Origin of the sequence: Aeromonas sp. 600479, from assembly GCF_049175515.1 — a bacterium.
Classification (GTDB): Bacteria; Pseudomonadota; Gammaproteobacteria; order Enterobacterales; family Aeromonadaceae; genus Aeromonas; species Aeromonas veronii_A.
Window position 1 is genome coordinate 57,680 of record NZ_JAAKVF010000010.1, and the last position, 24,768, is coordinate 82,447.

22 protein-coding genes are annotated in these 24,768 nt (G+C 59.7%); 6 read left to right on the forward strand and 16 right to left on the reverse strand.

Annotated elements, in window-relative coordinates; genetic code table 11:
• Positions 1-52 precede the first annotated feature (52 nt).
• From uvrY to G5149_RS12055, 6 genes are all read right to left on the reverse strand, one after another.
• The gene (uvrY, locus tag G5149_RS12030) at positions 53-697 is read right to left on the reverse strand and encodes a UvrY/SirA/GacA family response regulator transcription factor (RefSeq protein ID WP_005337448.1); all 645 of its coding nucleotides are present in this window, start codon (positions 695-697) and stop codon (positions 53-55) included.
• Positions 698-909: 212 nt separating this feature from the next.
• On the reverse strand, positions 910-1,659 hold the full coding sequence (kdsB, locus tag G5149_RS12035; RefSeq protein WP_279502422.1) for a 3-deoxy-manno-octulosonate cytidylyltransferase: 750 nt from the start codon (positions 1,657-1,659) through the stop codon (positions 910-912).
• On the reverse strand, positions 1,656-1,844 hold the full coding sequence (locus G5149_RS12040; RefSeq protein ID WP_005347033.1) for a Trm112 family protein: 189 nt from the start codon (positions 1,842-1,844) through the stop codon (positions 1,656-1,658). The genes kdsB and G5149_RS12040 overlap by 4 nt, the downstream gene beginning before the upstream one ends.
• A 123-nt stretch (positions 1,845-1,967) precedes the next feature.
• Positions 1,968-2,963 carry a tetraacyldisaccharide 4'-kinase gene (gene lpxK / locus G5149_RS12045; RefSeq protein ID WP_421212498.1) on the reverse strand — a complete coding sequence of 332 codons (996 nt, stop codon included), beginning with the start codon at positions 2,961-2,963 and terminating at the stop codon, positions 1,968-1,970.
• Positions 2,963-4,726, reverse strand: a complete 1,764-nt coding sequence (gene msbA, locus G5149_RS12050; RefSeq protein ID WP_157160501.1) for a lipid A ABC transporter ATP-binding protein/permease MsbA — start codon at positions 4,724-4,726, stop codon at positions 2,963-2,965. Before msbA ends, lpxK begins: the two co-directional genes overlap by 1 nt.
• Positions 4,727-4,830: 104 nt before the next feature.
• Positions 4,831-7,032 (reverse strand): DNA internalization-related competence protein ComEC/Rec2, encoded by a 2,202-nt coding sequence (locus G5149_RS12055; protein WP_421212499.1) that lies wholly within the window; start codon positions 7,030-7,032, stop codon positions 4,831-4,833.
• A 27-nt stretch (positions 7,033-7,059) separates the two neighbouring features.
• Here G5149_RS12055 and G5149_RS12060 point away from each other — a divergent pair, with 27 nt between their 5' ends.
• Positions 7,060-7,578 carry a DUF2062 domain-containing protein gene (locus G5149_RS12060; RefSeq protein ID WP_219264081.1) on the forward strand — a complete coding sequence of 173 codons (519 nt, stop codon included), beginning with the start codon at positions 7,060-7,062 and terminating at the stop codon, positions 7,576-7,578.
• Positions 7,572-8,075: a DUF2062 domain-containing protein gene (locus G5149_RS12065; protein ID WP_421212527.1), complete on the forward strand. Its 504-nt coding sequence runs from the start codon at positions 7,572-7,574 to the stop codon at positions 8,073-8,075. Before G5149_RS12060 ends, G5149_RS12065 begins: the two co-directional genes overlap by 7 nt.
• Before the next feature lie 106 nt (positions 8,076-8,181).
• Here G5149_RS12065 and G5149_RS12070 read toward each other — a convergent pair whose 3' ends face one another.
• The 9 genes from G5149_RS12070 to glpT form a co-directional block, all read right to left on the reverse strand.
• On the reverse strand, positions 8,182-9,372 hold the full coding sequence (locus G5149_RS12070; protein WP_219264082.1) for an amino acid aminotransferase: 1,191 nt from the start codon (positions 9,370-9,372) through the stop codon (positions 8,182-8,184).
• Between the two features lie 145 nt (positions 9,373-9,517).
• Complete coding sequence (locus G5149_RS12075) at positions 9,518-10,459, reverse strand: hypothetical protein (protein WP_421212500.1); 942 nt, start codon at positions 10,457-10,459, stop codon at positions 9,518-9,520.
• A gap of 171 nt (positions 10,460-10,630) precedes the next feature.
• Positions 10,631-11,503: an HTH-type transcriptional regulator HdfR gene (gene hdfR, locus G5149_RS12080; RefSeq protein ID WP_164536511.1), complete on the reverse strand. Its 873-nt coding sequence runs from the start codon at positions 11,501-11,503 to the stop codon at positions 10,631-10,633.
• Positions 11,503-11,874, reverse strand: a complete 372-nt coding sequence (gene maoP / locus G5149_RS12085) for a DUF413 domain-containing protein (RefSeq protein ID WP_005337527.1) — start codon at positions 11,872-11,874, stop codon at positions 11,503-11,505. The genes hdfR and maoP overlap by 1 nt, the downstream gene beginning before the upstream one ends.
• 297 nt (positions 11,875-12,171) lie before the next feature.
• Positions 12,172-12,654, reverse strand: a complete 483-nt coding sequence (gene eco / locus G5149_RS12090) for a serine protease inhibitor ecotin (RefSeq protein WP_005337529.1) — start codon at positions 12,652-12,654, stop codon at positions 12,172-12,174.
• A 218-nt stretch (positions 12,655-12,872) separates the two neighbouring features.
• Positions 12,873-13,961 (reverse strand): glycerophosphodiester phosphodiesterase, encoded by a 1,089-nt coding sequence (glpQ, locus tag G5149_RS12095; RefSeq protein ID WP_421212501.1) that lies wholly within the window; start codon positions 13,959-13,961, stop codon positions 12,873-12,875.
• Between the two features lie 106 nt (positions 13,962-14,067).
• Entirely contained in the window at positions 14,068-15,555 is a 1,488-nt protein-coding gene (gene glpD / locus G5149_RS12100; protein WP_421212502.1) for a glycerol-3-phosphate dehydrogenase, read from the reverse strand.
• Positions 15,556-15,872: 317 nt separating this feature from the next.
• Entirely contained in the window at positions 15,873-16,631 is a 759-nt protein-coding gene (locus tag G5149_RS12105) for a DeoR/GlpR family transcriptional regulator (protein ID WP_005347045.1), read from the reverse strand.
• Positions 16,632-16,733: 102 nt separating this feature from the next.
• Positions 16,734-18,092 (reverse strand): glycerol-3-phosphate transporter, encoded by a 1,359-nt coding sequence (gene glpT / locus G5149_RS12110; RefSeq protein ID WP_005337540.1) that lies wholly within the window; start codon positions 18,090-18,092, stop codon positions 16,734-16,736.
• Positions 18,093-18,582: 490 nt separating this feature from the next.
• On the opposite strand from glpT, the gene G5149_RS12115 reads away from it, so the two are divergent.
• From G5149_RS12115 to G5149_RS12130, 4 genes are all read left to right on the forward strand, one after another.
• A complete protein-coding gene (locus G5149_RS12115; protein WP_005350866.1) occupies positions 18,583-19,431 on the forward strand; it encodes an MIP/aquaporin family protein in 849 nt (282 codons plus the stop codon).
• Positions 19,432-19,485: 54 nt separating this feature from the next.
• A complete protein-coding gene (gene glpK / locus G5149_RS12120) occupies positions 19,486-20,988 on the forward strand; it encodes a glycerol kinase GlpK (protein ID WP_421212503.1) in 1,503 nt (500 codons plus the stop codon).
• Between the two features lie 225 nt (positions 20,989-21,213).
• Positions 21,214-23,190, forward strand: a complete 1,977-nt coding sequence (locus G5149_RS12125; protein ID WP_069555018.1) for a methyl-accepting chemotaxis protein — start codon at positions 21,214-21,216, stop codon at positions 23,188-23,190.
• A gap of 193 nt (positions 23,191-23,383) precedes the next feature.
• Positions 23,384-23,617: a hypothetical protein gene (locus G5149_RS12130; RefSeq protein WP_421212504.1), complete on the forward strand. Its 234-nt coding sequence runs from the start codon at positions 23,384-23,386 to the stop codon at positions 23,615-23,617.
• Between the two features lie 171 nt (positions 23,618-23,788).
• Here the strand turns inward: G5149_RS12130 and G5149_RS12135 are convergent, their stop codons facing one another.
• Positions 23,789-24,691: a LysR substrate-binding domain-containing protein gene (locus G5149_RS12135; RefSeq protein ID WP_216978467.1), complete on the reverse strand. Its 903-nt coding sequence runs from the start codon at positions 24,689-24,691 to the stop codon at positions 23,789-23,791.
• Positions 24,692-24,768: the final 77 nt, after the last annotated feature.

Genomic DNA, 24,768 nt, shown 5'->3' on the forward strand with positions numbered 1-24,768 from the left:
CAGAAAAGCAAAAAGGCGGCACTCGCCGCCTTTGTGACCACACGCCACCCGATTAGAGGGTATCGGCATCCAGCATGCCATAGCGAATGGCCAGATGGGTCAGTTCCACGTCACCGTTGATCCCCAGCTTGCTGAACAGACGATAGCGGTAGCTGTTGACCGTCTTCGGGCTCAGGTTGAGCTGCTCGGAGATATCGGTCACCTTCTGCCCCTTGGTGATCATCATCATGATCTGCAGCTCGCGCTCGGAAAGGGACTTGAAGGGATTCTCGTCAGCGGAGGCAAACTGGCTGAGGGCCATCTGCTGGGCAATCTCCGGGGAGATGTAGCGCTGACCGGAGTGCACCAACCGGATCGCCTGGATCATCTCGTCGGGGGCTGCCCCTTTGGTCAGGTAACCGGCGGCGCCCGCCTGCATCACCTTGGTGGGGAACGGATTTTCTGAATGAATTGTCAGCACTATGATGCGCACATCGGGGCGGATCCGCAGAATTTTGCGGGTCGCTTCCAGACCACCAATACCCGGCATGTTCATGTCCATCAGGATCACGTCCGGATGGTGTTGGCGACAGAACGTAACTGCGGTCTCGCCGCTCTGTGCTTCGCCCACCACCTTGATCCCGCGCACATCTTCAAGAATGCGTCTTATCCCTGTACGCACCAGCTCATGATCATCGACCAGGAATACATTTATCACCCAAACACCCCGTTTTATCTCGTTTTAGCCGCCCGGTTAGGGTTAACAGGGCGTCTTGCATCATAACCAAACTCGTCGCTTTGGCAAACCATGCACGCCAAAAGTTTGAGAAAACCCATGTTTAGCGTTTAAAATCAAATAATTATATAAATTTTCAAAACAAAAAACGGTGCCTTGCGACACCGTTTTTCATGACGTTAGTGCTGTGGCCATCACTTGGCCAAAAAGGCGCGCACCTTCTCCAGATCGGCCTGGGTATCCACCCCGACCGGCGGCGCTTCAAGGGCCTGGGCGACGTGGATCTTCTCCCCGTACCAGAGCACCCGCAGCTGCTCCAGCGCCTCGACCTGCTCCAGCACGCTCGGTGCCCAGTCTACGTAACGCTGGATAAAGCCGGCGCGATAGGCGTAGATACCGATATGACGCTGGTAGTGGTCACCAATCTGCTCATGGCTCTTGGCAAAGCGATCCCGATCCCAGGGAATGCTGGCGCGACTGAAGTAGAGGGCGTAGCCATCCTTGTCAGTCACCACTTTCACTGCGTTCGGATTGAACGCCTCTTCGGCATCCTTGATCGGCACCGACAGGGTCGCCATCGGCGCCGTGGCGGCGGCCAGATTATCCGCTACCTGACGAATGATGGTGGGCGGAATGAGCGGCTCATCCCCCTGCACATTGACGATGATGGTATCGGCGGCAAAGCCGTAGTGACGGCACACCTCGGCCAGACGCTCGGTGCCGGACTGGTGATCCGGTGAGGTCATGCACACCTCGACGCCGGTGGTCAGCAGTGCCTGCTGTACCCGGGCATCGTCAGTGGCAACAATCACCCGATCGGCACCGGATTGCAGGGCTTTCTCCACCACGTGCTGCACCATGGGCTTGCCATGGATATCAGCCAGCGGCTTGCCCGGCAGACGGGTTGACGCATAGCGGGCCGGAATGACGACGACGAAACTCATGACGGCAGCTCATCGCTATTGAGCGGACGGGCACGGTTCTCCAGCAGCACCGGGATCCCCTCCTCCAGCGGATAGGCCAGCTTGTCAAAACGGCAGACCAGCTCATGAACTGCTTTGTTGTAGTGCAGCTTACCCTTGCAGACCGGGCAGGCGATGATGTCGAGCAACTTGATGTCCAAAGCCAAAACGATACTCCTTCAACGATGTCGCGCTGGCAGCTTCATCACGCCAGCGATGGATGTCGAGCAACCAGATATTCCATACGGGACCGCTATTGGTCCACTTCTCCCCCGCTCAGGCAAGAGAGATTAATCTTGCGCCTTGGTCGCGCCCTTCGCCTTCGCCCCCAGCTTGTGCAACAAGGTATCGAGCAAGGAGGCGGGCAACTCGGCGCTGACCGGCAGATACCACCAGTTATCGAGGGCAAATGGGCGGCACTTGACCGCATCCTTCTCGGTCATCAGCAGCAGCTTGCTGGCAAAGCGCCCCACCAGCTCATCCCGATCGAAGGGATGATGATCGCCGTAGGCGGCCTGCTGATCCAGCTGATAGCCGAGCCCTTCGAGGGTGGCAAAGAAGCGGGGCGGATGACCAATCCCCGCCAACGCATCGACCGGCCCCGACAAGGGGGCGGCAAGCGGTGCATCATCGCGCACCCGGCGCGGGGTGTCGGCGACCAGTTGCATGGGGTACTCCCCCTTGCCCGGCTCACCGCCGTTGCAGATGATGGCGTCCACCCGTTTGAGACGAGTGACCGGCTCGCGCAGCGGCCCCATGGGCAGCAGGCAGGCATTGCCGAAACGGCGCGCTCCGTCCACCACCACCAGCTCGATGTCGCGGGCCAGCGCATAGTGCTGCAGACCATCGTCGGTGATGATGATATCCACCTCACCGCTCTGCTCCAGCAGTCGTACCGCATCGGCCCGTTTCGGGGCAACCACCACGGGGCAGCCGCAGCGCCGGGCAATCAGCACCGGCTCATCTCCGGCCTGCGCCGTGGTGCTGGTCTCATCCAGCCGATAGGGGTAATGGGGCGCCTTGCCACCATAACCACGGCTCACCACCCCGGGGCGATAGCCGCGGGCCTGCAACTGCTCCACCAGCCAGACCACCACCGGGGTCTTGCCGTTGCCCCCCACCGAAATATTGCCCACCACAATGACCGGCAAGGAGGAGCGATACCCCTTGCGCCAGCCGTGACGATAGGCGTAGCGGCGGGTGCCGCTGATGATGGCAAACAGCAGGGCAAAGGGGGCCAGCAACCAGCACCAGCCACTTTTGCGATACCAGAGCCGTTCCAGCATCAGGCCTTGCTTCCCGCGTTGCCAAACTGAATAGCGCGCAGCTGGGCATAGGTGCCGCGCTGCTCCATCAATGCTTCGTGGTTCCCGCGCTCGACGATATGGCCTTCGTCGATCACCAGGATCTCGTCCGCCTTCTCGATGGTGGAGAGACGGTGAGCGATCACCAGCGAGGTACGCGCTTTGCAAAGCTCGTCGATAGCCGCCTGAATGTGGCGCTCGGATTCGGTATCGAGGGCCGAGGTGGCCTCATCCAGCAGCAGAACCGGCGCATCGCGCAGCAAAGCGCGCGCAATGGCAACACGCTGGCGCTGACCACCGGAGAGGGATGCACCGTTCTCGCCAACCACAGTGTCATACCCGTTGCTCATCTTGCTGACGAACTCGTCGGCATGGGCAATACGAGCAGCCTGCACGATCTGGTCGCGGCTGTATTTGTCTTCCGCCGCGTAAGCGATGTTGTTGGCCACCGAGTCATTGAACAGGTGAACATGCTGGGAGACCAGCGCGTACTGCTTGCGCAACTCGCTCAACTTGTATTCGCGGATGTTGATGCCGTCCAGCAGGATCTCCCCCTGATCGATGTCGTAGAAGCGGGTCAGCAGGCTGGCGATGGTACTCTTGCCAGAGCCGGAACGGCCCACCAGCGCCACCGACTTACCCGCCTCCACCTTGAAGCTGACGTTGTGCAGCGCCGGGGTGTCCTTGGTCGGGTAGGTAAAGGTGACGTTGCGAAACTCGATCTCGCCGCGGGCGCGCTCCAAAGTGCGGGTGCCGGTATCCTGCTCCGGCTCGCTGTCGAGCAGGCCAAACAGGCTATGGCAGGCGGTGATGGCGCGCTGGAACTGGTTGTTGACGTCGGTCAGGCTTTTCAGCGGCTTGAGCAGCATCATCATGGAGGTGATCATGACGGTAAACGTACCGGCAGTCAGCTCGCTGCGCACACTGTCGATGGTGGCTACATAGAGGAAGGCAGCCAGCGCGATGGAGGCCACCATCTGCACAACAGGACTACCGATGGCATCGGCGGCGACCATTTTCATGGTCTGCTGGCGCATGTTGTTGCTGACCTGGAAGAAGCGTTTCTCTTCCACCTTCTGGCCACCAAACATCAGCACCTCTTTGTGCCCTTTGAGCATCTGCTCGGTGGAGGTGGTGATATCCCCTACCGCCTGCTGGATGTGACGGCTGATCTGGCGGAAACGGCGGCTGATAAGGCCGATGATGACCCCCACCAGCGGGCCAACCACCAGGAAAATCACCGACAGCTGCCAGGAGTGCCAAAACATCAGGCCGAGCAGACCGACCACGGTCGCCCCTTCCCGCACCAGGGTCACCAGCGTGGTGCTCGCCGCCGAGGAGACCTGACTGGCGTCATAGGTCACCTTGGAGAGCAAATGACCGGTGTTCTGACGGTCGAAGAAGCTCATCGGCATCGCCACCATGTGATTGAACACCTGCTGTTGCAGACGCATCACGACGTGGTTGCCAACCCAGGCCATGCAGTAGTTGGAGAGAAAGTTGGCGACACCGCGCAGGGCCACGATGCCGAGGACGAAGAAGGGCATCCATTTCAGAACGGTGCTGTCGTTGCCATTGATGCCCTGATCGATCAGCGGCTTGATGGAGTAGACAAAGGTGGTATCCACGGCGGCGTAGCCCAGCATCCCGATGATGCCACCGACCAGGCCCAGCTTGCGATCACGGACATAACCGAGCAGGCGTTTGAATACTGGCCAGCTCTCTTGTGAGGTTTCTTGTTGCATGAATAGCCGTTAGTAATGGAAATGACGGGCTATTCTAGCCAAAGCGCAGGCTTACACCAAGCGCCGCCACCTATATCGCATTCCTACACGGCAGAAATGGCCGATTATTGCTCAAACCACACTCGCGGTCGCCACCAGTCGCCACTGCGCCGGTACCAGGGCCCCACATCTCGCTCGGCGGTGACGCTCAAGCCCGCTGCGGTGGGTTCGACCAGCATCGCCCCTTGCTGACCGGTGATCCACTGGCGGGCATCCCGATAGCGGGCCACCACATCGGGACGGGGAAAGCCCCACTGATTCATAAAACCGGCGCTGTGGATCACCTCCTGCGCCGCTACCGCCGCGACAAAAGGGGGCGTGGAGGAGGTGCGACTGCCATGATGGGGGCTCACCAGCAAGGTGCTGGCCAACCCCTCCCCCTCCAGCGCCACCAATCGCAGCTCTGCCTGCCGTTCGATATCGGCACTGAGCAGCACACTGCGCTCGCCATCGCTAATACGCACCACGCAGCCATCGTTATTGCGCCCGCCACCGGGACGCTCGGGCCAGAGCACTGCAAACGAGAGCCCCTGCCAACGCCACTGTTGCCCACGCTGGCAGAGCGTCGTTCCCGCACTGAAGGGATAAGAAGAGAGCTCGTGACGCACCGGCATGGCGCTGAGCAGTCGCTTGCGATTGCCGGCATGATCCCGATCCTTGTGGCTGATGATGAGGCGATCGATGACCCGGATCCCCAGATAGCTCAGCTGGGGCAGGATCACCGCGTCCGCCATGTTGTAACCTCCGGGATAACGATCGCCGGTGTCATAGAGGATGGCACGCTCCCCCTTGCTGATCAGCACCGCCAGCCCCTGCCCCACATCCAGCACCCGCAGTTGCCAGCGGGCAGGCGTTGGCCAGAGCACCAGCAACAGCGCACACAGACCCGGTAGCCATAGCCAGCGTGCCGGGCGCCACTTTGCGGCGAACCAGAGCAGCAACAGCAGGGTGCAGAGCGGCAGCCACCAGCCGGGTAGTGGCCACCACAGTTGCAGTTGATCGGCCAGCCAATTCAGGATCGTCAGCACCCACCCGAGCCCCAGATCAGCCAGCCAGAACAGGACATAGGCAAGCGAGGTGGAAAGCGGCGCCAGCAGCACACCGATCAGGGCCAGCGGGATGATGGCGATACAAAAGAGCGGCACCGCCAACAGGTTGATCACCATGGCAAGGGGCGCTATCCCCTCGAACAATGCCAGTTGCAGCGGCAGCAGACCGAGCAGTAGCCAGAGCTGGATCTGCCACAGTCCCGGCTTGTCGTGGACATATCCCACCAGCAGCAAGATGGCCACCGCCAGAAACGAGAGCCAGAAGCCGGCCGAATAGAGGGCGAAGGGATCCCAGAGGGTCAATACCACAAAGGCCCACAGCCAGATGCGCCAGGCCGGCCACTCTCGCCGGCTCCAGCGCAGCACACTCCACACCAGCACCATGATCAGGGCCCGCTCGGTGGCCACCGCAAACCCGGCCAACGCGCTGTAGACGGCAGCAAACAACAGGGAGGTGATGATGGCGACGCGCAGACCAAACAGCCTGCCCAGCCACCACCCGAGCACCGCCACCAGCGCGATGTGTTGCCCTGAGATGGCGATGATATGGGTCAGGCCGCTGCCGCGAAACAGCTCCCACTGGGCATCCGTAATGCCACTCTGCTCGCCAAAAGTGAGCGCCGCCAGCAAGGGAGCATGATCAAGTGGGCGCCAACTCTCGGTCGCCGCGCCCAACCAGCGTTCGCGCCAACCCGCAGGTGCCTGTTGAATATCTATCACCCGACGCAGATTTCCGGTGGCAGTGATCCCCTTGCCCAGCAGCAGACGCCGCCCATCCAGCCCCGCCTCGTTGGCCAGACCGTGAGCCGGTTTCAACGAGGTCACCAGGGTGATCCGGCTGCCTACCGTCATGGCGGGCAATGCCTGATAGGCATTGACCCGGATCAGGGGCTCAGGTGTCACCGGTTGCTCGTCGAGGATGCTCACCCGCAGCAACAGCCGGACAAATTTATCCCCCTCGGGCTCTGCACTTTGCAGCTCTGCGGTTATCATGTGGCTCGTCTGATCGCCCAACCGCTCCAGCCAGGCCAGCCGATAGGCAAGATTGGCCTGCATCCAGAGGATGCCGAGCAGGAGAAACAGCCACCGCCAGGCACGGCAATATGCAAGGGGGATCAGCAGGGACAGCAACAGGCCCCCCCATGCGAGTGAAGGTAACCATGGCCAGAGCAGTGAGGAGCTTGCCCCCAGGGCAAACGACAACAGACGCAGATCCATGGAGCAAGTATTTAGCAAGGTTTCGATATGCCCAAACAACTCATTAAACGCTGGATGCCCGATCAGCAAACCCTGAAAGAACACAAGCACCTGCGGCTGTTCGGCAAACTGCTGCTCGATGCCAACCTCTGGCACCTCAACCGCCGCTCGGCTGCCGGGGCATTTGCGGTGGGCCTCTTCATGGCCTGGGTGCCGCTCCCCTGCCAGATGCTGCTGGCCGCCGGTGGCGCTATCCTGTGCCGGGTCAATCTGCCGCTCTCGGTGGCGCTGGTCTGGCTCTCCAACCCCTTTACCATGCCGCCCCTGCTCTATGGTGCCTATCTGGTGGGTTGCCAGTTGCTGGGACATTCAGCGCAGCAGATAGAGATTGAGTTCACCTGGGATTGGTTGGTCTCGGTACTGGGCACAGTGGCCCCCCCGCTGTTGCTGGGCTCGCTGATCCTTGCCCTGCTCAGTTCTCTTATCGGTTACACCCTGATCCGCACCTTCTGGCGGATCAGCACGGTGCGCCAGTGGCAAAAACGCAAGATGGCCCGCCCATGCTGAGTCGCTGGTTTGCCCGCTTCAAGCTCGATCCCGATACCCTGCGCCAGCAGAAGTGGTTTGCCCTGTTTGGTGAGCGACTGCTTGCCCCTACCCTCTGGCAAGGGGGCACCCGCGCCCTGAGCGGCGCGGTGGCGGCCGGGATCTTCGCCTGCTGGTTCCCAATCCCGATGCACTCGCTCATCGCAGTCGGTCTGGCGCTGGCATTCAGCCTCAACCTGCCGCTGGCACTGCTGGCGGTCTGGTTCAACAACCCGCTGACCCTGCCGTTCATGTATCTCTACGCCTATCGCACGGGTTGTCTGGTACTGCACCAGACACCGGAGCCCTTCCACCTCAGCTGGACCCTGCACTGGCTGGAGCAGGAGGCGGCCACCCTGGTGCTCCCCTTCCTGCTCGGCAGCCTGCTGCTGGCGGTACTCACCGCCCTGAGCGGCGGCGCCCTGACCGCGCTGCTGTTGCAACTGCGCAAGCTGTGGCAAGGTGCCCGCCACCACTGAGCCGCCCTTACCCTTGTTTGGCGATCAGCCGTTGGCGATCAAAAAAGCCCGTCACCAAGGTGACGGGCTTTTTCATGGCATAGTGCCAGAGCACAAGGCAATGCGATTACAGCACCTTGGCGATCGCCTCGCACAGGGGATCGATATTGGCGCGGGTAATACCGGCTACGCTGATCCGGCCTGAGCCGACGATATAGATGGCAAATTCGCTCTTGAGGCGTTCCACCTGATCCTTGGTGAGGCCGGAGAAGGAGAACATGCCGTTCTGCTCGCGGATAAAGCTGAAATCCTGGCTCACGCCGAGGGTAGCCAGCTTCTCGACCAGCAATTCGCGCATCTCGCGAATACGCACCCGCATGGCAGCCACTTCTTCGACCCACTCGGCATAGAGAGCCGGATCGCTCACCACGGCGGTGACCACAGCGGCGCCGTGTGACGGCGGGTTGGAGTAGTTGGCACGAATGACGGTCTTGACCTGAGTGAAGGCCACATCGGCGATCTCTTTGGTCGCGCTCACCAGCGTGAAGGCGCCGACCCGCTCGTTGTAGAGGCCGAAGTTCTTGGAGAAAGAGCTCGCCACCAGCAGCTCGTCATGGCACTCGGCGAAGATGCGCAGGCCTTCGGCATCCTCTTCGATACCACGGGCAAAACCCTGATAGGCGAAGTCAAACAGCGGCAACCAGCCGGCAGCAGCACTCTGCTTGGCCAGCGCGCGCCACTGATCACTAGTGGGGTCGATACCGGTCGGGTTGTGGCAGCAACCGTGCAGCAGCACCAGCTCACCCGGCTGCACTTCGGCCAGCGAGGCCTGCATGGCAGCAAAGTCGAGCCCCTTGGTGGCGGCGTCGTAGTACTTGTACCACTTGACGGTCAGGCCCGCGGCCTGGAATACGCTGACGTGGTTGGCCCAGGTGGGATCGGAGATCCAGATGGTCTTGGCCAGACCGTTGCGCACCACGAATTCGGCCGCGATACGCAGGGCACCGGTACCGCCCGGCGCTTGCGCGGTCTTGGCGCGACCGCTGGCAACCAGCGCAGAGTGCTGCCCGAACAGCAGTTGCTGCACGATGCGGCCATATTCGATATTGCCTTCAATACCGAGGTAGTTCTTGGTCTTCTCGTCGGTCAGCAGCTTCTGCTCGGCTTTCTTGACGCAGTGAAGAATGGGGGTGGCACCGGACTCGTCCTTGTAGATCCCTACGCCCAGATTGATCTTGTGGCTGCGAGAGTCAGCGCGGAAGGCTTCGGTCAGGCCCAGGATCGGATCCGCTGGGGCGGCAACAACCTTTTCAAACATGGTATTCCCTGTATTCCGTTGAGTTCGTTGGGTGGCAAAGCGGCTTGATAAACAAAAGCGCTCATCTGGCGAGCGCTTCGTCAACTCTTTATATCACCGCGTTCAATGGGGGAAAACCGCTTTTTGGCTCGCTTTCAGGCCAATTTCAACCAACGGCATGCCACGCTGGCGCCAGTGCGCACACCTCGGCCGATAAGCCACCATTGGACTCAACCAAACCGCTACAAACTGCTAACAATGGCTTGGGGATCCGGCTCGGTTCCCAGGGCCGGGCCTCAGTCAAAGGTTGGGCATACGCGCTGAGGATGGGAGCCAGATCACGGGGCAGCCACCAGCTGGCCGGACGACCCAAGCGCTGGGCCAGCGCCTGCAGCCGATCCACCCCGGCAGGGTCGAGGGCGGTGAGATGACTCCACAACACATTGGGGGGCACGGCGGCCACCACCTGCTGCAAGGCCAGAGGAGCCGATGGGGGAGCCCACACCAGCAAGGTGCCGTGTTCAAGAGGCAGCTCGGCAAAGGCGCCGACGCTGTCGGTGGTGATCACCCGCTCGATACTCCCCTCCCCCCACAGGATCTTGCCAAGACCCGCCAGGGTGCGCTCGGGCAGCGCCACCTCTCCCAGCGCCTGCAACCAGGGGGCTGCGTCGATCAGGGTGCCGCCGCTAAAAAAGAGGCTGAACGGCTGGGCGGCGCGCAAGCGCAACAGCTGATCGGCACAGAGCCGGATCCCCTTGTCCTCGAAATCGATCTGCTCGTTGGGGGTGAAGTTCACCTCGCTCTTGCGATAGAGCGCCGCCAACACCCGTTCGTTGACCTGCTCCCCCAATTGCCAGCCCTGAGCATGCAACCACTCCTCGGGCTCGGGGGGCGCGGTGGCGATCTCGGCCAGCATCAGCTCGCGGGTGAGATAGCGCCGCCCGGCCGGGGTGAGCTCATAGCTGTGGCTGCCATGGGCGAGCAGCAGCTGGTTATCCTTGAGCAGGCCCACCAGCGGTTGCCACTGGCGGCCACGGATCACCACAGGTGAGTGGCTCAGCAACTGCTGCGCCAGTGCCCGCCATTCGGGGTGACTAAAGTCGATCAATTACAATCCATCCCTGTCAGTGCTCAATCGGATAAACAGCCTGAAAAGGTACCGTTACAGACCGATGACGCCAAGCCTCCCGCGCCAATTACGTGACCCCGCTCCCTGCAATTTTCCCCAAACAGAAGAGCCCACCGTGGGGTGGGCTCTTCCTTGGATAACACTCGACGCTTATTCGACGTTGAGGCGCAGTTCGGCATCGTGCCAACCCAGTGGCAGGGTCAACAGCTGATCGATCAGCTCCCGGCGATCGGATTTCTCCAGATAGGCGAGATAGAGCGGACGGCTCAGCGGCTGCCCCCCCTCCACCAGATGGAGCGCGCCCTTCTCGAGGAAGGGGCTGACCATCCGCCGTGGCAGGTAGGCAGCGCCACCGTTGGCCAGCACAAACTGCAACGCCATGCTGGCGGAGCTGGAGTGCAGCACCGGGGTCTTTTGCAGGCTCTGCAAGCGGCTGGGTTGCGGCTCGAAGCTGGTGCCCCAGTCGAGGTGGATGTGCGGTATCTGCATCAGGTTGTCGGCATTGGCGGCCGGATCCCGGCTCACCAGCTCGAACACCAGCTCACCGATGGGATGCAGGGCAATCTCATCGATCTTGGTGGGCTCGGAGAGCAGGGCCAGATCGAGGGAGCGCTCCAGCAACTGACGGCAGAGGTGCTCACGGGAAGCCGTTTCCAGCCGTACCGCCAAACCGGGCGCCAGTGCATAGATGTGATTGAGCCAGTCGTTGAAATCGAGCTCCCAAAACACCGCGGGCGCGCCGATGGCCAACTGCTGGCTGAATCCTGGCGAGAGCGCCACATCCTGCTTGGCACGACCAAGGGTGTGCAAGATGGCGTCTGCATAGGGCAGCAGACGCTCACCGGATGCGGTCAAACGGATATTGTTGCGATGACGTGCAAACAGACTGACACCCAGTTGCTGCTCTAGCTGGCGGATCCGGAAACTCACCGCCGACTGGGTCAGGTAGAGATTTTCAGCAGCCCGGCCAAAGTGCCGGGTCTTGCTCACCTCGATAAAGGTCCGAAGCAGCTCGGTATCCATTAATCGATGGACTCGTCACTGCCACCACCGCTGCCACCACCGACATCAAAGCTGCCGCCACCGCTACTCTCTTCGCTGGCGCCGCCAACGACGGTGCAGAGGCGATGAACGCGCTTGGGACCGATCACCTTGAGGTATTTGAACCACACCTTGGCATGGGGGTTGGCACCGGCTGCGCCGGATTTGACCTGCTCGACGAAGGCGGACTCGACATCGTCACGGGGTGCAAGGTTGCCCTGGTAGAGTGCCAGCATGGCGGTACCATACTTTTCCAGACTGTCCGCTTCGGCCACAGTGAATTCGCCACTGCGACGCAGGCCACGGGGAAAATGTTTGAAGTCGTTGAAACGCTTGTCTGATTCGAAGCTCATAGTGCTCTTTTTCTGGTTAGTTTGACCTTTGCGGGCAAGTATCATCAGGCCATCGCCGAGTGCAAAATCAATTTTCTCACTATGTTAATAAATATCTTTTATCGAAGTCAGTTTGCCCCATCGCTGACGCCGATTTTGTGGCATAACACGCAAAAAACGTTGATAAATAATAAACTTATGTAAATGTGCAACCCATTTACACGTCACTTTTGGGGTTACGCAGGCAAAAATAAAGCGCCATACGGCGCTTTATTTGTCACATCAGGTGAACCAGCTGAACCCTTGGTTCAAACATGCTTACTCAATCATGGCCGGTTGAGCCAGGTTGTCGGCACGCCACAGACGGTAGCGCACTTCATACTCCTGCGGCACGTAGATCACGAACGGCAGTTTTGAATTGTAGTTCACGAAGAAGCCCTGACCGTAGATCTGGACGAAGGTCTCTTTCTGCTGGTTATCCGGGCACATCATCAGGGTGCTGATGGGGTCGGAGACCTTGCCCAGTTTCAGGTAGTTGTAGCCCCAGCCTTTGACGCTGTGCTGTTCCAGGTTGCCTGCAAAACGCGGTACGTTGCAATCAACCATCATCTTTTTGCCGACCTGCAGCTCGACCATCATGTCGGCTTCTTTTTCGACTTCAGGCAGGCGGATCACCACACGTTCCTGATTCACGTCAGCGGCTGGGAACATGCTGATATCAAATTTTTTCGGCTCGGCGGCGAAGGCATGGCCACCCAGCAACAAGGCGCCCAGCAGGCTAAAACGCAATACGGTTTTCATCTGTACCTCATGGGGTTGGTTCAACGCCGCTAGACTAACCGCTCTGCCGATTTCATGCCAGCGATCTGCTACGTAAAAACTGCGTAAAATGATGCAGATCCGGCACACCATGACGTGATCTGGCTATTTTCTGACAGGACGCACACTCCCGTTGCAAGAGCCTGAAACAAAAAGCGAGGCCAATTGGCCTCGCTTTGCATTCAAATGGCGCCAGAGTTCTATTTGGCCGCATCTTGATGGGCCTTGATGACGGCCACCGCCTTGTCAGGGAAGTCACTGAACACCCCATCCACATCAGCCTGATAGAGGAAGATGTTAAGGAGATCGGTAAAGTCCTTGGCATAGGCCGGGATCTGCCCCTCATCCTGACGGAAGGTATAGGGGTGAACTTTCAGGCCCGCCGCATGGGCTTCTTTTACCATGCCGGTGAAGACCGGCTTGCCCAAAGTGCCCGGCTCGGTGACGATCATCGGCTTCCACGGGCCAATCCCTTCGGCATAGCTGGCGATGGTTTTCATCGCCCCCGGCTTGAACATCCAGTCATAGTTGTAGGGGGTCGCCTTGCCCTTGGCGTCGTAGACCATGGTCTCGTTCCAGTCGGTCTCGGCCATCAGCTGCACCAGTTTCAGATCCATACCCATGGCGGGCATCAGCTCGCTGTTGATGCGCTTGAGTTCATCGGCATCGAAGCACTGCAGATAGACCTTGTCATCCTTCCCGGTGTAGCCGTACTCCTTGAGCACCTTCAGCACCGCCTTGGAGATATCCTTGCCTTCGTGACGGAACAGCCAGGGCGCCTTGATCTCCGGGTAGATCCCGATGTTCTTGCCGGTGCTCTTGTTGAGCCCCTGGATCATCTCGATCTCTTCCTGGAAGGTGTGGATCTTGAAGCTCGACTTCCACAACGGGAAGCGCGCCGGATAGACCGGCATCTGCTTGCCATCCACCAGCTGGAACGGTTCGGTCATACGCAGGGAACGCACCTCATCCAGGGTGAAATCCACCACATAGTAGCGACCATCCGGGCGGGCCCGGCCGGGGAAGCGCTCGGCCACATCGGTGATGCCATCGAGGAAGTGATCGTGCATCACCACCAACTGGTCATCCTTGGTCATCACCAGATCCTGCTCCAGATAATCGGCACCCATGCCGTAGGCCAATGCCTTGGACTCCAGGGTGTGCTCGGGCAGGTAGCCGGAAGCGCCCCGGTGAGCAATCACTATCTTGCCTTCATCGGCGGCCAGAACAGGTAATGAGAGGGATGCCCCAAGGCTTAACGCAATGAGGGAAACGGTGAGTTTTTTCATATGTGATGCTCTTTATTATTGTGTGTAGGTAATTGTTCTATCAGAGGTTTGTTGCATATTTACGGTGGAAAGCGGTGGGCAGCAGCGCACTGCCCACCGTCACCCATCAGCTCGCCTTGCGCAGAGCCTGATGGTATTGGTCGAGCCAGATCTGCAGCATCTGCTGCTCTGAGTCGTTCAGGCGCAGCCCCAGCTTGCTGCGGCGCCAGAGGATATCCTCCAGTGAACAGGCCCACTCCCGCTCGATGAGATAACGCACTTCCGACTCGTAGAGGCCGCCACCGAAGTGAATGCCGCGCTCCTCTTTCAGCCAAAGACGGGCATGGGCTCCATAGGCCTCGGCAATACGCAGGGCGCTGCGATCATCGAGCCAGTCAAACTCCAGCGCAAAGGCGCGGGCCAGCTCGCGCACCGAGCAGTCAAACTCGCCGCCGGGCAGACGGCTGGTCGCCGTCCAGTCATCCCCCATCTGGCTGAACCAAGGCTTGAGCTTGTTGCAGGCGGCCTGCGCCAGCTTCCGATAGGTGGTGAGCTTGCCGCCAAACACCGACAAGAGCGGCGCACCGTCAGACTCGCCAGACAGTTCGAGGGTGTAGTCGCGGGTCACCGCCTGCGGTGAATCTGACTCGTCATCACAGAGCGGGCGCACCCCGGCGTAAGTCCAGATCACATCTTGCGGCGCAATTTGACGAGTGAAGTGGGCGTTGACCACCTTGCACAGGTAATTGATCTCGGCCTCGCTGATCTTCGCTTCCCGCGGGCTGCCGTGGTGCTCCACATCCGTGGTGCCGATAAGGGAGTAGTCCTGCTGATAAGGGATGACGAAGACGATACGGTTATCTTCGTTTTGCAGGATATAGGCCTCTTCGCGCTCGTGGATGCGCGGCACTATCATGTGGCTGCCTTTAATAAGGCGAATGCCGCGGGGGGATTTCTCGTGCAGGCTCTCGTCGTAGAAGGTCTTGACCCAGGGGCCCGCGGCATTGACCAGACCACGGCAGGTGACGGTGAACTGCTCGCCCCCTTCCCGCTCCAAAGTGAGCGTCCAGTGTTTGGAACCGCGCACCGCCTTGATGCAACGGGTGCGGGTCTGCACGTCGGCCCCCTTGTCACGGGCCATCATGGCATTGAGCACCACCAGCCGGGCGTCGTCGACCCAGGCGTCCGAGTATTCAAATCCCTTGTTGATCCCCGCGGTCAAGCCATCTTGCGGCAGAAAGCGCACGCCGCAGCTCCCCTTGAGCTTGTCGCGCTTGGCCAGATTGTCATAGAGGAACAGACCGGCACGGATCATCCAGGCCGGACGCAGGTGTGGACGGTGCGGCAGGCGAAAACGCATGGGACGCGCGATGTGGGGCGCCATACCGAGCAGCACCTCCCGCTCCGCCAACGCCTCTTTCACCAGCCGGAATTCGTAATGCTCGAGATAGCGCAAACCGCCGTGGATCAGCTTGCTGGAGTTGGACGAGGTGGCAGAGGCGAGATCTTGCGCCTCAAACAGGGCAACCTTCAGACCCCGTCCTGCCGCATCGGCTGCGATGCCGACCCCGTTGATGCCGCCACCGACGACGACCAGATCATAATGTTCGCTCATGTTCACCTACTTTCATTTTTATGATTGCTATAACAGCAATGTTTGATTTCGCTCATTTTAGAACATGAAAATACAACAAACGAACATTTTATGGCGAAAGTGTGATCGCCACAGCCCGCCAGAGGTGGCAAAGGGGACAGGTCAGCGGAGCCAATGGCGTCGGGCCAAAATCGGCGGATTGATAGCCAAAAAAACCAGATTGAATAGTGGTTTTTGCAATACCTATAAAGGGGTGAGATGAGTGCGGAGCTAGGGGAGATAAAGATAAAGGAGGCCGCCCTGACGGGCGACCGGCACAGCCTTGGCGTGTTTCGCCGTTAGCAGATGTGGCAGGCGATCTGGTGTTGCGCCATCAATCGCGTCAGCTTTTCCGGTGGCTCCTGATCGGTAAAGAGGGCGTGGATCTGGCTGAGATTGCCCAGATTGACCATGGCATTGCGACCAAACTTGGTGTGGTCGGCGGCCAGGAACACCTGACGGGAGTGAGCGATAATGGCCTGGGCGATCTTCACCTCGTGATAGTCGAAATCGAGCAGGGAGCCGTCGTTGTCGATCCCCGAAATCCCGATGACGCCATAGTCCATGCGAAACTGACCGATAAAGTCGCGGGTCGCCTCCCCCACGATGCCACCATCGCGGTTGCGGATCTCGCCGCCGGCAATGATGACGGTGAAGTCATCCTTGGCCGTCAGAATGCTGGCCACGTTGAGGTTGTTGGTGACGATGCGCAGCTCGCGGTGATCGAGCAGGGCGCGAGCAATCGCTTCGGTGGTGGTGCCTATGTCGATAAAGAGCGATGAGCCGTCGGGAATATTGGCCGCGACCTCGCGGGCGATGCGCTCTTTCTCCTTGAGTTGCATCACTTTACGGGCGCTGTAGGCGGTATTGACGGTACTCGAATGCAGGGAGGCACCGCCATGATGGCGCCGGATCTTGTTCTGTTCGGCGAGATCGTTCAGATCCCGGCGAATGGTCTGGGGGCTGACGTCAAAGTGGGTCACCAGATCGTCGGTCGAGACAAATCCCTGCCGCGTCAGGACGTCCAGGATCTCCAGATGTCGTTGGGTTTGCTTCACGCTTACACTCCGATGATGAGACAAAAAAAGGCCCCGGCAGATGCGGGGCCTTTTGGCAGTTTACCTGATCCCCTTTGGGATCAATAAGCTGAGGATCACGTTTTATGCCTTATGGGCAGCCGCTTTCTTGGCCGCAACGGCAATGTTCTCATGCTTGAGGGTCATCGCCAGCAGGATGATGGAGAGCACGCAGGAGACGGTCAGCACCATGAAGCCGCCATCCCAACCGAAGTGGTCAACGGTATAACCCAGCATGGCGTTGGCTGCCACGGCGCCGCCCAGATAACCGAACAGACCGGTGAAACCTGCCGCAGTACCGGCTGCTTTCTTCGGTGCCAGCTCAAGAGCATAGAGGCCAATCAGCATGACAGGGCCGTAGATCAGGAAGCCGATTGCCACCAGCGCCATCATGTCGATGGTCGGGTTGCCGGCCGGGTTGAACCAGTAAACCAGTACAGCCAGGGTCACCAACACCATGAACAGGATACCGGCCGGTGCACGGCGGCCCTGGAACATCTTGTCAGAGATCCAGCCACACAGCAGGGTGCCCGGAATACCGGCCCACTCGTAGAGGAAGTAAGCCCAGGAGGAGTTGTCGACGGTGAAGTGCTTGGCCTCTTTCAGGTAGGTTGGCGCCCAGTCCAGCACACCGTAACGAATGAGGTAAACGAAAGCGTTGGCGATCGCGATGTACCACAGCAGTTTGTTGTGCAGCACGTACTTGACGAAGATCTCCTTGGCGGAGAACTCCTGCTCGTGGCTCTCGTTGTAATCCTTCGGATAGTCGTTCTTGTACTCTTCGATGGGAGGCAGACCGACCGATTGCGGGGTATCACGCATCACGAAGAAGGCGATCACCGCGATGGCGGCCGCCGCAGCCGCAGGCACATAGAAGGCGCTGCGCCAGTCGTTGAACCAGCCCATCCCGAGGATAAACAGCGGGCCAATCATGCCGCCGCCCACGTTGTGAGCCACGTTCCAGACCGCAACCACTTCGCCGCGCTCTTTCTGTGACCACCAGTGCACCATGGTGCGACCGCAGGGCGGCCAGCCCATGCCCTGTGCCCAACCGTTCAGGAACAACAGCACAAACATGATGGCAATGCTGGAGGTGGCCCAGTGCATGGTACCCATCATGAACATGATGGCAGCCGAGAGCAGCAGACCGGCGGAGAGGAAGTAACGGGCGTTGGAACGGTCGGAGACGTTCCCCATCAGGAACTTGGACAAGCCGTAAGCGATGGAGACCCCGGAGAGCGCGAAACCGAGATCACCACGGGAGAAGCCCTGCTCGATCAGATAGGGCATCGCAAGACTGAAGTTTTTCCGTACCAGATAGTAGCCGGCGTAACCGAAGAAGATCCCGAAAAACACCTGCCAACGCATGCGTTTGTAGAAGGGGTCGACCTTGTCAGCCGGGAGCCTGTCGATATGTGCCGCAGGCCTGAAGAGACTAAGCATGTTCTGCTTCCTTATTGTTGTTATGGGCGGTTGAGGATGCCCTGATCATTCTGACGAATCATGTGAGTCCATTGATTCGTAAGCGAGCCAATTGTGCTCATATACGCTCATTTAATCTGTGATGCATACTCAAATATTGCAGTTTTATTACAAAAAAAAGCTCCAAATGAGCAATTGCTCAGCAAGCCCTATCCCTTGTGCAGCAAGGGATATAGCTTACCCAATAAGTGGTATTTACTAGCAATTGAGTTGCTTTACGTCACATTTTCTTAGCAATGAGTGGGATCTTGTCCACATTTCCCATGGCGGGGGGATGGTGAAATTAACGGGAAGGGTTATTTTCTGTCACGACCGATAACGAGCGAAAACGAGCACATCGTTTGCGCAAGACACAAAAACAACAGGGAAACGTTTTCGGCAACAACGGATAGACACAAAAAAGATAAAACAGAACATCAAGCCTCTACGGGTGGATATAAGGAACAACGTTATGAGCATACAAAGACCCAATACCCTGCTTGGCGAGTGCATCGCCGAGTTTATCGGAACCGGCCTGCTGATATTTTTCGGCGTCGGATGTGTGGCGGCACTGGTGCTGGCAGGCGCCAACTTCGGGCAGTGGGAAATCTCCATTACCTGGGGTCTGGGTGTGGCCATCGCCATCTATGTGACCGGCGGCATTTCAGGTGCTCACCTGAACCCGGCTGTAACCCTGGCGCTGATGACCTTCTGCGGGTTCGACAAGCGCAAAGTGGTACCCTACATCATCGCCCAGATGGCCGGTGCCTTCTGCTTCGCCGCCCTTGTCTACTTCCTTTATGGTAACCTTTTCACCCAGTGGGAAGTGACCCATAACGTGGTGCGCGGCAGCGTCGAGAGCCTCGGCACCGCCGGGATCTTCTCCACCTATCCCAATGCCCTGCTGACCAATATGCAAGCTTTTGCCGTCGAGCTGGTGATCACTGCCGTCCTGATGCTGGGCATCATGGCGCTGGGTGACAACAACAATGGCGCCCCCAAAGGTTTCGCAGCCGCTCTGCTGATCGGTATCCTGATCGCGGTGATCGGCGCCTCCCTTGGCCCGTTAACCGGTTTTGCCATGAACCCGGCCCGTGACTTTGGTCCGAAACTGTTCGCGTTCTTTGCTGGCTGGGGTGATGTTGCCCTGACCGGTGGTCGTGACAACCCCTACTTCTGGGTTCCGATCCTTGGCCCCATCGTTGGCGCCCAGATTGGTACCGCTCTGTATGTCAAAGTGCTGGCTCCCTGCGTCCCGGGCAACCGTGTCGTCACCACCGAGCAAGCGACCCAAACCGCCAAAGAAGAGGCTGCCGCATAAGAGCGGCCCCCTCCAACGTATAAAAACGTGGAAAATAGAAACGTGGAGAACATCATGTCTGCTGAAAAGAAATATGTCGTCGCTCTGGACCAGGGAACCACCTCTTCCCGCGCCATCGTGTTTGATCAGGATGCCAACATTGTCGGTACCTCCCAGCGCGAATTCACCCAGCACTACCCGAAAGCGGGCTGGGTAGAGCACGACCCGATGGAGATCTGGGCGACCCAATCCTCCGTCTTTACCGAAGTGCTGGCCAAGACCGGCCTGCGCAGCGAAGAGATTGCCGCCATCGGCATCACCAACCAGCGTGAAACGACCGTGGTGTGGGAGAAGGCCACCGGCAAGCCCATCTACAACGCCATCGTCTGGCAGTGCCGCCGCACCGCCGCCATCTGCGAGGAGCTCAAGGCCCGCGGCCTGGAAGAGTATGTGCGCGAGAACACCGGCCTGGTGCTGGACGCCTACTTCTCCGGCACCAAGGTGAAGTGGATCCTGGACAACGTGGAAGGGGCCCGCGAGAAGGCGATGAACGGCGAGCTGCTGTTCGGCACCATCGACACCTGGCTGGTGTGGAAGATGACCAACGGCGAAGTGCACGTCACCGACCCGACCAACGCCTCCCGTACCATGCTCTACAACATCCGCGATCTGAAGTGGGATCAGCGCATGCTGGACGAGCTGGGCATCCCCATGTCCATGCTGCCGGAAGTGAAGCCCTCCTCCGAGGTGTATGGCTACACCACCCGTGGCGGCGGCGCCCGCATCCCCATCGCCGGCATCGCCGGTGACCAGCAGTCTGCCCTGTTCGGTCAGCTCTGCTTCGAGAAGGGCATGGCCAAGAACACCTACGGCACCGGCTGCTTCATGCTGATGAACACCGGCACCGAGCCGGTTCGCTCCAGCAACGGCCTGCTGACCACGGTCGCCATCGGTCCGAAAGGGGAAGTGAATTATGCCCTCGAGGGTGCCGTGTTTATGGGCGGCGCCACCATCCAGTGGCTGCGTGACGAGCTCAAGATCATCCACGATGCCCGCGACACCGACTACTTCGCCTCCAAGGTGGGCGACACCAACGGCGTCTACCTGGTACCGGCCTTCGTCGGTCTGGGTGCCCCCTACTGGGATCCGTATGCTCGCGGCACCATGGTCGGCCTGACCCGGGGCGCGAACCGCAACCACATCATCCGTGCGGCGCTGGAATCCATCGCCTACCAGAGCCGCGACGTGCTGGATGCCATGCAGCAGGACTCCGGCATCAAGCTGGCGGCCCTGAAGGTGGACGGCGGCGCCGTGGCCAACGACTTCCTGATGCAGTTCCAGGCCGACATGATGCACACCCCCGTGGTGCGTCCGACCCGTATCGAGACTACCGCCATGGGCGCCGCCTTCCTGGCTGGCCTGGCCGTCGGCTTCTGGAAGAGCTCGGAAGAGCTGGAAGACAAGTTCAGCGTGGACCGCGAGTTCATCCCGCAGATGGACAGAGACGATCGCGCCAAACGTTACAGCGGCTGGCAAAAAGCGGTTGAGCGTTCACGCCGTTGGGCTGAAGAGGATTGATCAGGCACCCGACATTCCGTTGAGATAAACACCAAAGAGGCCGACCGCAATGTCGGCCTCTCTTTTTTGCTTTCCCTTGCCGGTTTCTGCCCCCTTCCCCGCTCATTGCTCCCTCCTGTTTTTCTGCCGCCCTCTGTTGTTACCATCCGTCACAACGCAATTGAGTTCTCTATCTATAATCATCATCTGGGTCGCATATGCGACCTTATTTATGAGGAGAGCGATATGGAGAGGGCGATACACCGTTTTACACTGCACTCACTCTGGTCAGGGCTCGGGATCCGCACCCGGATCCTCGCTGGCGTGGCGATACTGATGGCCATCGCCATCAGCTGCATCACCTTGATCCTCGAGCAGATATCCCACAGTCAGGCCCAGCAGCGGGTCGAGCGCTACGAGCTGCCAAGCAGCGTGGATCGCATTGCCAACCAGCTCACAGCGCAGCTTATCCAGCACCTGACCGAAGCGCAGGCGCTGGCCAGCAACCGTTTTGTCATCGACTGGCTGACCGCTGGCATGCCAGAGCAAGAGTGGCCCGCCATGGAGCGCTACTTTCAGGATCTGCAACGGCGGATCGGCGGCAACGTCTTTATCGCCCCCCGCCAGAGCAACACCCTGATCAACTTCAGCGGCGGCCCCACCGCCCAGAAATCGCTTAGCGAATCAGACCCGAAAGATGGGTGGTTTTTCGGCTTTCTCAAACGCAGCAAACCCTATGAGCTGAACCTCGACATCTCGGATTTTGACAAGCGAGCCTCCCTCTATATCAACACCGCCGTCACCCACGAGGGCAAGACTCTGGCGGTGGCAGGCACCTCCATTGACATGAGTGCCCTGAGCAAGCTCATCAGCGGCTACCGGATCGGCAAGAGCGGTCAGGTCTATCTGGCGGACATGGAGGGCAATATCGAGATCCACCCCGAGCAGGAGGTGGAGGGGGCCGCCCACCACCAGCAATCCTTCCTCGATACCGTCAAGCGGCTTATTCCCAATGCCCGGGAACAGGTGGCCGTAGAGGCGCTAACGCTGGAGGGACAAACCTACCTCATCGCGGTGCGTTACATCCCCACCCTCAACCGGCTGCTGATTGGCGAGATCAACAGCGCCGAGCTGGAAGAGGGACTGCAGGAATCCCGCCAGCTGATCATCATGGTGTCGCTCGCCATCGGCGGGATCGCCATGCTGGCCTCCGCCTGGCTGGCTCACTCCATCAGTCGCCCCATTCGTCAGGCTGCCGATGGCATGCACCACATCACCGCCGATCGGGATCTGGCGACCCGCCTCGACTTCTCTGACGAGTCGGAGCTGGGGCTGATGGCCCAAAGCTTCAATCGGCTGATCCAGAGCCTGAACCAGAGCTTCTCCCGCTTCCAGCAGTCAGGCAGCGCCCTCTCCGCCCAGTCGTCCCAATCCATGCAGCAGGCCCAGGCACTGGCAGGAGAAGCGTGCCAGCAGGCCCAGAGCATTCAGGAGCTGACCACTGTGGTCACCACCATCGGTGACAACGCCGAGCAGATCGCCAGCCGCTCTGAAGGGGTCAACGACGTGACCCAACGCATCGCCAACCATATGCTCAGCATCGAGCAGGATGTGACCCAGAGCGCCGCGCAACTCGACAGCTTGCGCAGCAGCATCGGCAGCTCCTCGGCCCTGCTCGATGAGGTGGTGAAAGACAGCAACAACATCACCCAGATCATGAACCTCATCCGCGATGTCTCGAACCAGACCAACCTGCTCGCCCTCAATGCGGCTATCGAAGCGGCTCGGGCAGGGGATATGGGACGGGGCTTTGCGGTGGTGGCCGACGAGGTACGCCAGCTGGCGGTGCGTACCCAGACCGCCACCAAGGATGTGCAGGATCTTATCTTGCGCCTGCAGGAGGGAACCCGGCAGGCCAGCAGCTCGATGGCAGACTCCCGCAACCTGAGCGAAGAGGGATACAACCGGATGAATCAGGCCAGAGAGGTGCTGGTTGATGCCACCAGCCAGATCAACCAGACCGCCCTCGAGATCAACGAGATCAGCGCGCTGGCGCAGGCGCAGAATCAACAGATGGGGCAAGCCAGAACGGCGCTTGACGAGCTGGCCATGGTGGCCGAACACCAGCGGGAACACGCGCAGGAGAGCAATGCTGCCAGCCGCGAACTGTTCGAACTGGCCAAAGCCATCGACGAGCAGATCCGCCAATACCGGATTGGCTAGACCCGGCGATTCCCCCTCTCCCTCTCAATAACCAAGACGCTACCTCAGGGTGGCGTTTTCATTTTGCAAATCATTTTGCCTGCGCTCTCGAAACGGGAATGACGAAAAACAGTACAAATCACTGATAAATAACATAAAAAAATGTGGAACGGCCATTGCTTAGTGATATCAGACTCAACAGAGGGATATCGCCATGAAACCGACCACCAATCAAGCGCCCGTAGCTCACGTCGCCACTCAAAAAGAGACACTGACCCCCCGCGAAGGCACCTTCCTGATGATGGTGGCCCAACTGGTGGTGCTCACCTGTATCGTACTGGCTGCCACCGTCGGCGGCCTCTCCTGGCAGTGGACCCTGCTGCTGGCCATTCCGCCGGTGATCGGCGGCGCCCTGCTCAGCTGGGTATGGGGCAAACTGCCCCGCTAACTGCGCTTCAGCTCACACACCTTCCCGAACCGGCGGCCGACCCTCAAGTCGGCCGTCTGTTTATCTGCCGCCAGGCTAATGCTGATGGGCCGCAACGAAGGCGCGGCTTGTTTTTCGTTAAGCAAACCGCAGCGACGAACCGTTCAAACAAACCGCACAAACCAACCTGAACTACAGGGTATGGCTGCCCAGCTGCTCCTTGAGAAAATCGAGCCAAACCCGCAGCCGGATATCCCTCTGGGCATCGGAGTAGAAGACCGCATTGATGGGGCGCGAGGCGCCGCTGTTACTGCGGGCCAGCACCTCCACCAGCGCGCAGCTCTCCCGATCCGGCCCGGTCATGAAATCCGACAGACAGACGATCCCCTGCCCCGCCAGCGCCAGCTGACGCAAGGTTTCGCCGCTGCTGGCACGCAGAGTGGGGGTGATGGCAAAGCGATCCCCCTGCTCGGCACTGAGCAGCGGCCAGTGGTTGAGGTGATCGGGATGCAAAAAACCGAGCAGCTCGTGACCGCTCAACAGATCCGCCGGTTGGCGTGGGGTGCCGCGCTCGCTCAAGTAAGCAGGAGAGGCCAGCAGCCGCAACCGCGAACGGCCCAGCGGCAGCGCGCGCAGGGAGGAGTCGGTCAGCTCGCCGATGCGGATGGCCATGTCCACCCGCCGCTCCATCAGATTGATAAAGCCCTCCGAGCTGTGCAGCTGTAGCTCGATGGCAGGGTAGCGGCGGCGAAACTCGCCGATGATCGGCACCAGCCGGTGCAGAATAAAGGGGGTAGCGGCATCGACTCTCAACACCCCTTCGGGTTGTTCCCGGCGCATCAGCAGATGCCCCTCCGCCTCGCTCATCTCGGTCAGGATCTTCACCGCCCGCTGATAGAACCAGCTCCCCTCCTCGGTCAGGCTGACACGGCGGGTGGTGCGATTGAGCAACACGGTGGAGAGCTTCTCCTCCAGCCGCTTGATGCCACGGCTCACCACCGAGTTATCCATGCCGAGGTTCTCCGCCGCTTGGCGAAAACTGCCCGCCTCCACCACCGCCACAAACAGGGTCAGTTCATCAGAATGGGTCTTCATTACTGTTATCCGGACAAGAGTAATGAGTCTTTATAGGCGTAGCTGCTGTGGATTGGCAAGCGTGCGGTGAGGCCAGT

Bases quoted from the DNA above. Each gene is read 5' to 3' on its own strand.
- maoP (WP_005337527.1), bottom strand. From the start codon at position 11,874: ATGAGCTTCGAATCAGACAAGCGTTTCAACGACTTCAAACATTTTCCC.
- glpD (WP_421212502.1), bottom strand. From the start codon at position 15,555: ATGAGCGAACATTATGATCTGGTCGTCGTCGGTGGCGGCATCAACGGG.
- G5149_RS12125 (WP_069555018.1), top strand. From the start codon at position 21,214: ATGGAGAGGGCGATACACCGTTTTACACTGCACTCACTCTGGTCAGGG.
- G5149_RS12070 (WP_219264082.1), bottom strand. From the start codon at position 9,372: ATGTTTGAAAAGGTTGTTGCCGCCCCAGCGGATCCGATCCTGGGCCTG.
- glpK (WP_421212503.1), top strand. From the start codon at position 19,486: ATGTCTGCTGAAAAGAAATATGTCGTCGCTCTGGACCAGGGAACCACC.
- glpT (WP_005337540.1), bottom strand. From the start codon at position 18,092: ATGCTTAGTCTCTTCAGGCCTGCGGCACATATCGACAGGCTCCCGGCT.
- glpQ (WP_421212501.1), bottom strand. From the start codon at position 13,961: ATGAAAAAACTCACCGTTTCCCTCATTGCGTTAAGCCTTGGGGCATCC.
- G5149_RS12065 (WP_421212527.1), top strand. From the start codon at position 7,572: ATGCTGAGTCGCTGGTTTGCCCGCTTCAAGCTCGATCCCGATACCCTG.
- G5149_RS12055 (WP_421212499.1), bottom strand. From the start codon at position 7,032: ATGGATCTGCGTCTGTTGTCGTTTGCCCTGGGGGCAAGCTCCTCACTG.
- G5149_RS12135 (WP_216978467.1), bottom strand. From the start codon at position 24,691: ATGAAGACCCATTCTGATGAACTGACCCTGTTTGTGGCGGTGGTGGAG.
- G5149_RS12130 (WP_421212504.1), top strand. From the start codon at position 23,384: ATGAAACCGACCACCAATCAAGCGCCCGTAGCTCACGTCGCCACTCAA.
- G5149_RS12060 (WP_219264081.1), top strand. From the start codon at position 7,060: ATGCCCAAACAACTCATTAAACGCTGGATGCCCGATCAGCAAACCCTG.
- G5149_RS12115 (WP_005350866.1), top strand. From the start codon at position 18,583: ATGAGCATACAAAGACCCAATACCCTGCTTGGCGAGTGCATCGCCGAG.
- msbA (WP_157160501.1), bottom strand. From the start codon at position 4,726: ATGCAACAAGAAACCTCACAAGAGAGCTGGCCAGTATTCAAACGCCTG.
- lpxK (WP_421212498.1), bottom strand. From the start codon at position 2,963: ATGCTGGAACGGCTCTGGTATCGCAAAAGTGGCTGGTGCTGGTTGCTG.
- kdsB (WP_279502422.1), bottom strand. From the start codon at position 1,659: ATGAGTTTCGTCGTCGTCATTCCGGCCCGCTATGCGTCAACCCGTCTG.
- eco (WP_005337529.1), bottom strand. From the start codon at position 12,654: ATGAAAACCGTATTGCGTTTTAGCCTGCTGGGCGCCTTGTTGCTGGGT.
- hdfR (WP_164536511.1), bottom strand. From the start codon at position 11,503: ATGGATACCGAGCTGCTTCGGACCTTTATCGAGGTGAGCAAGACCCGG.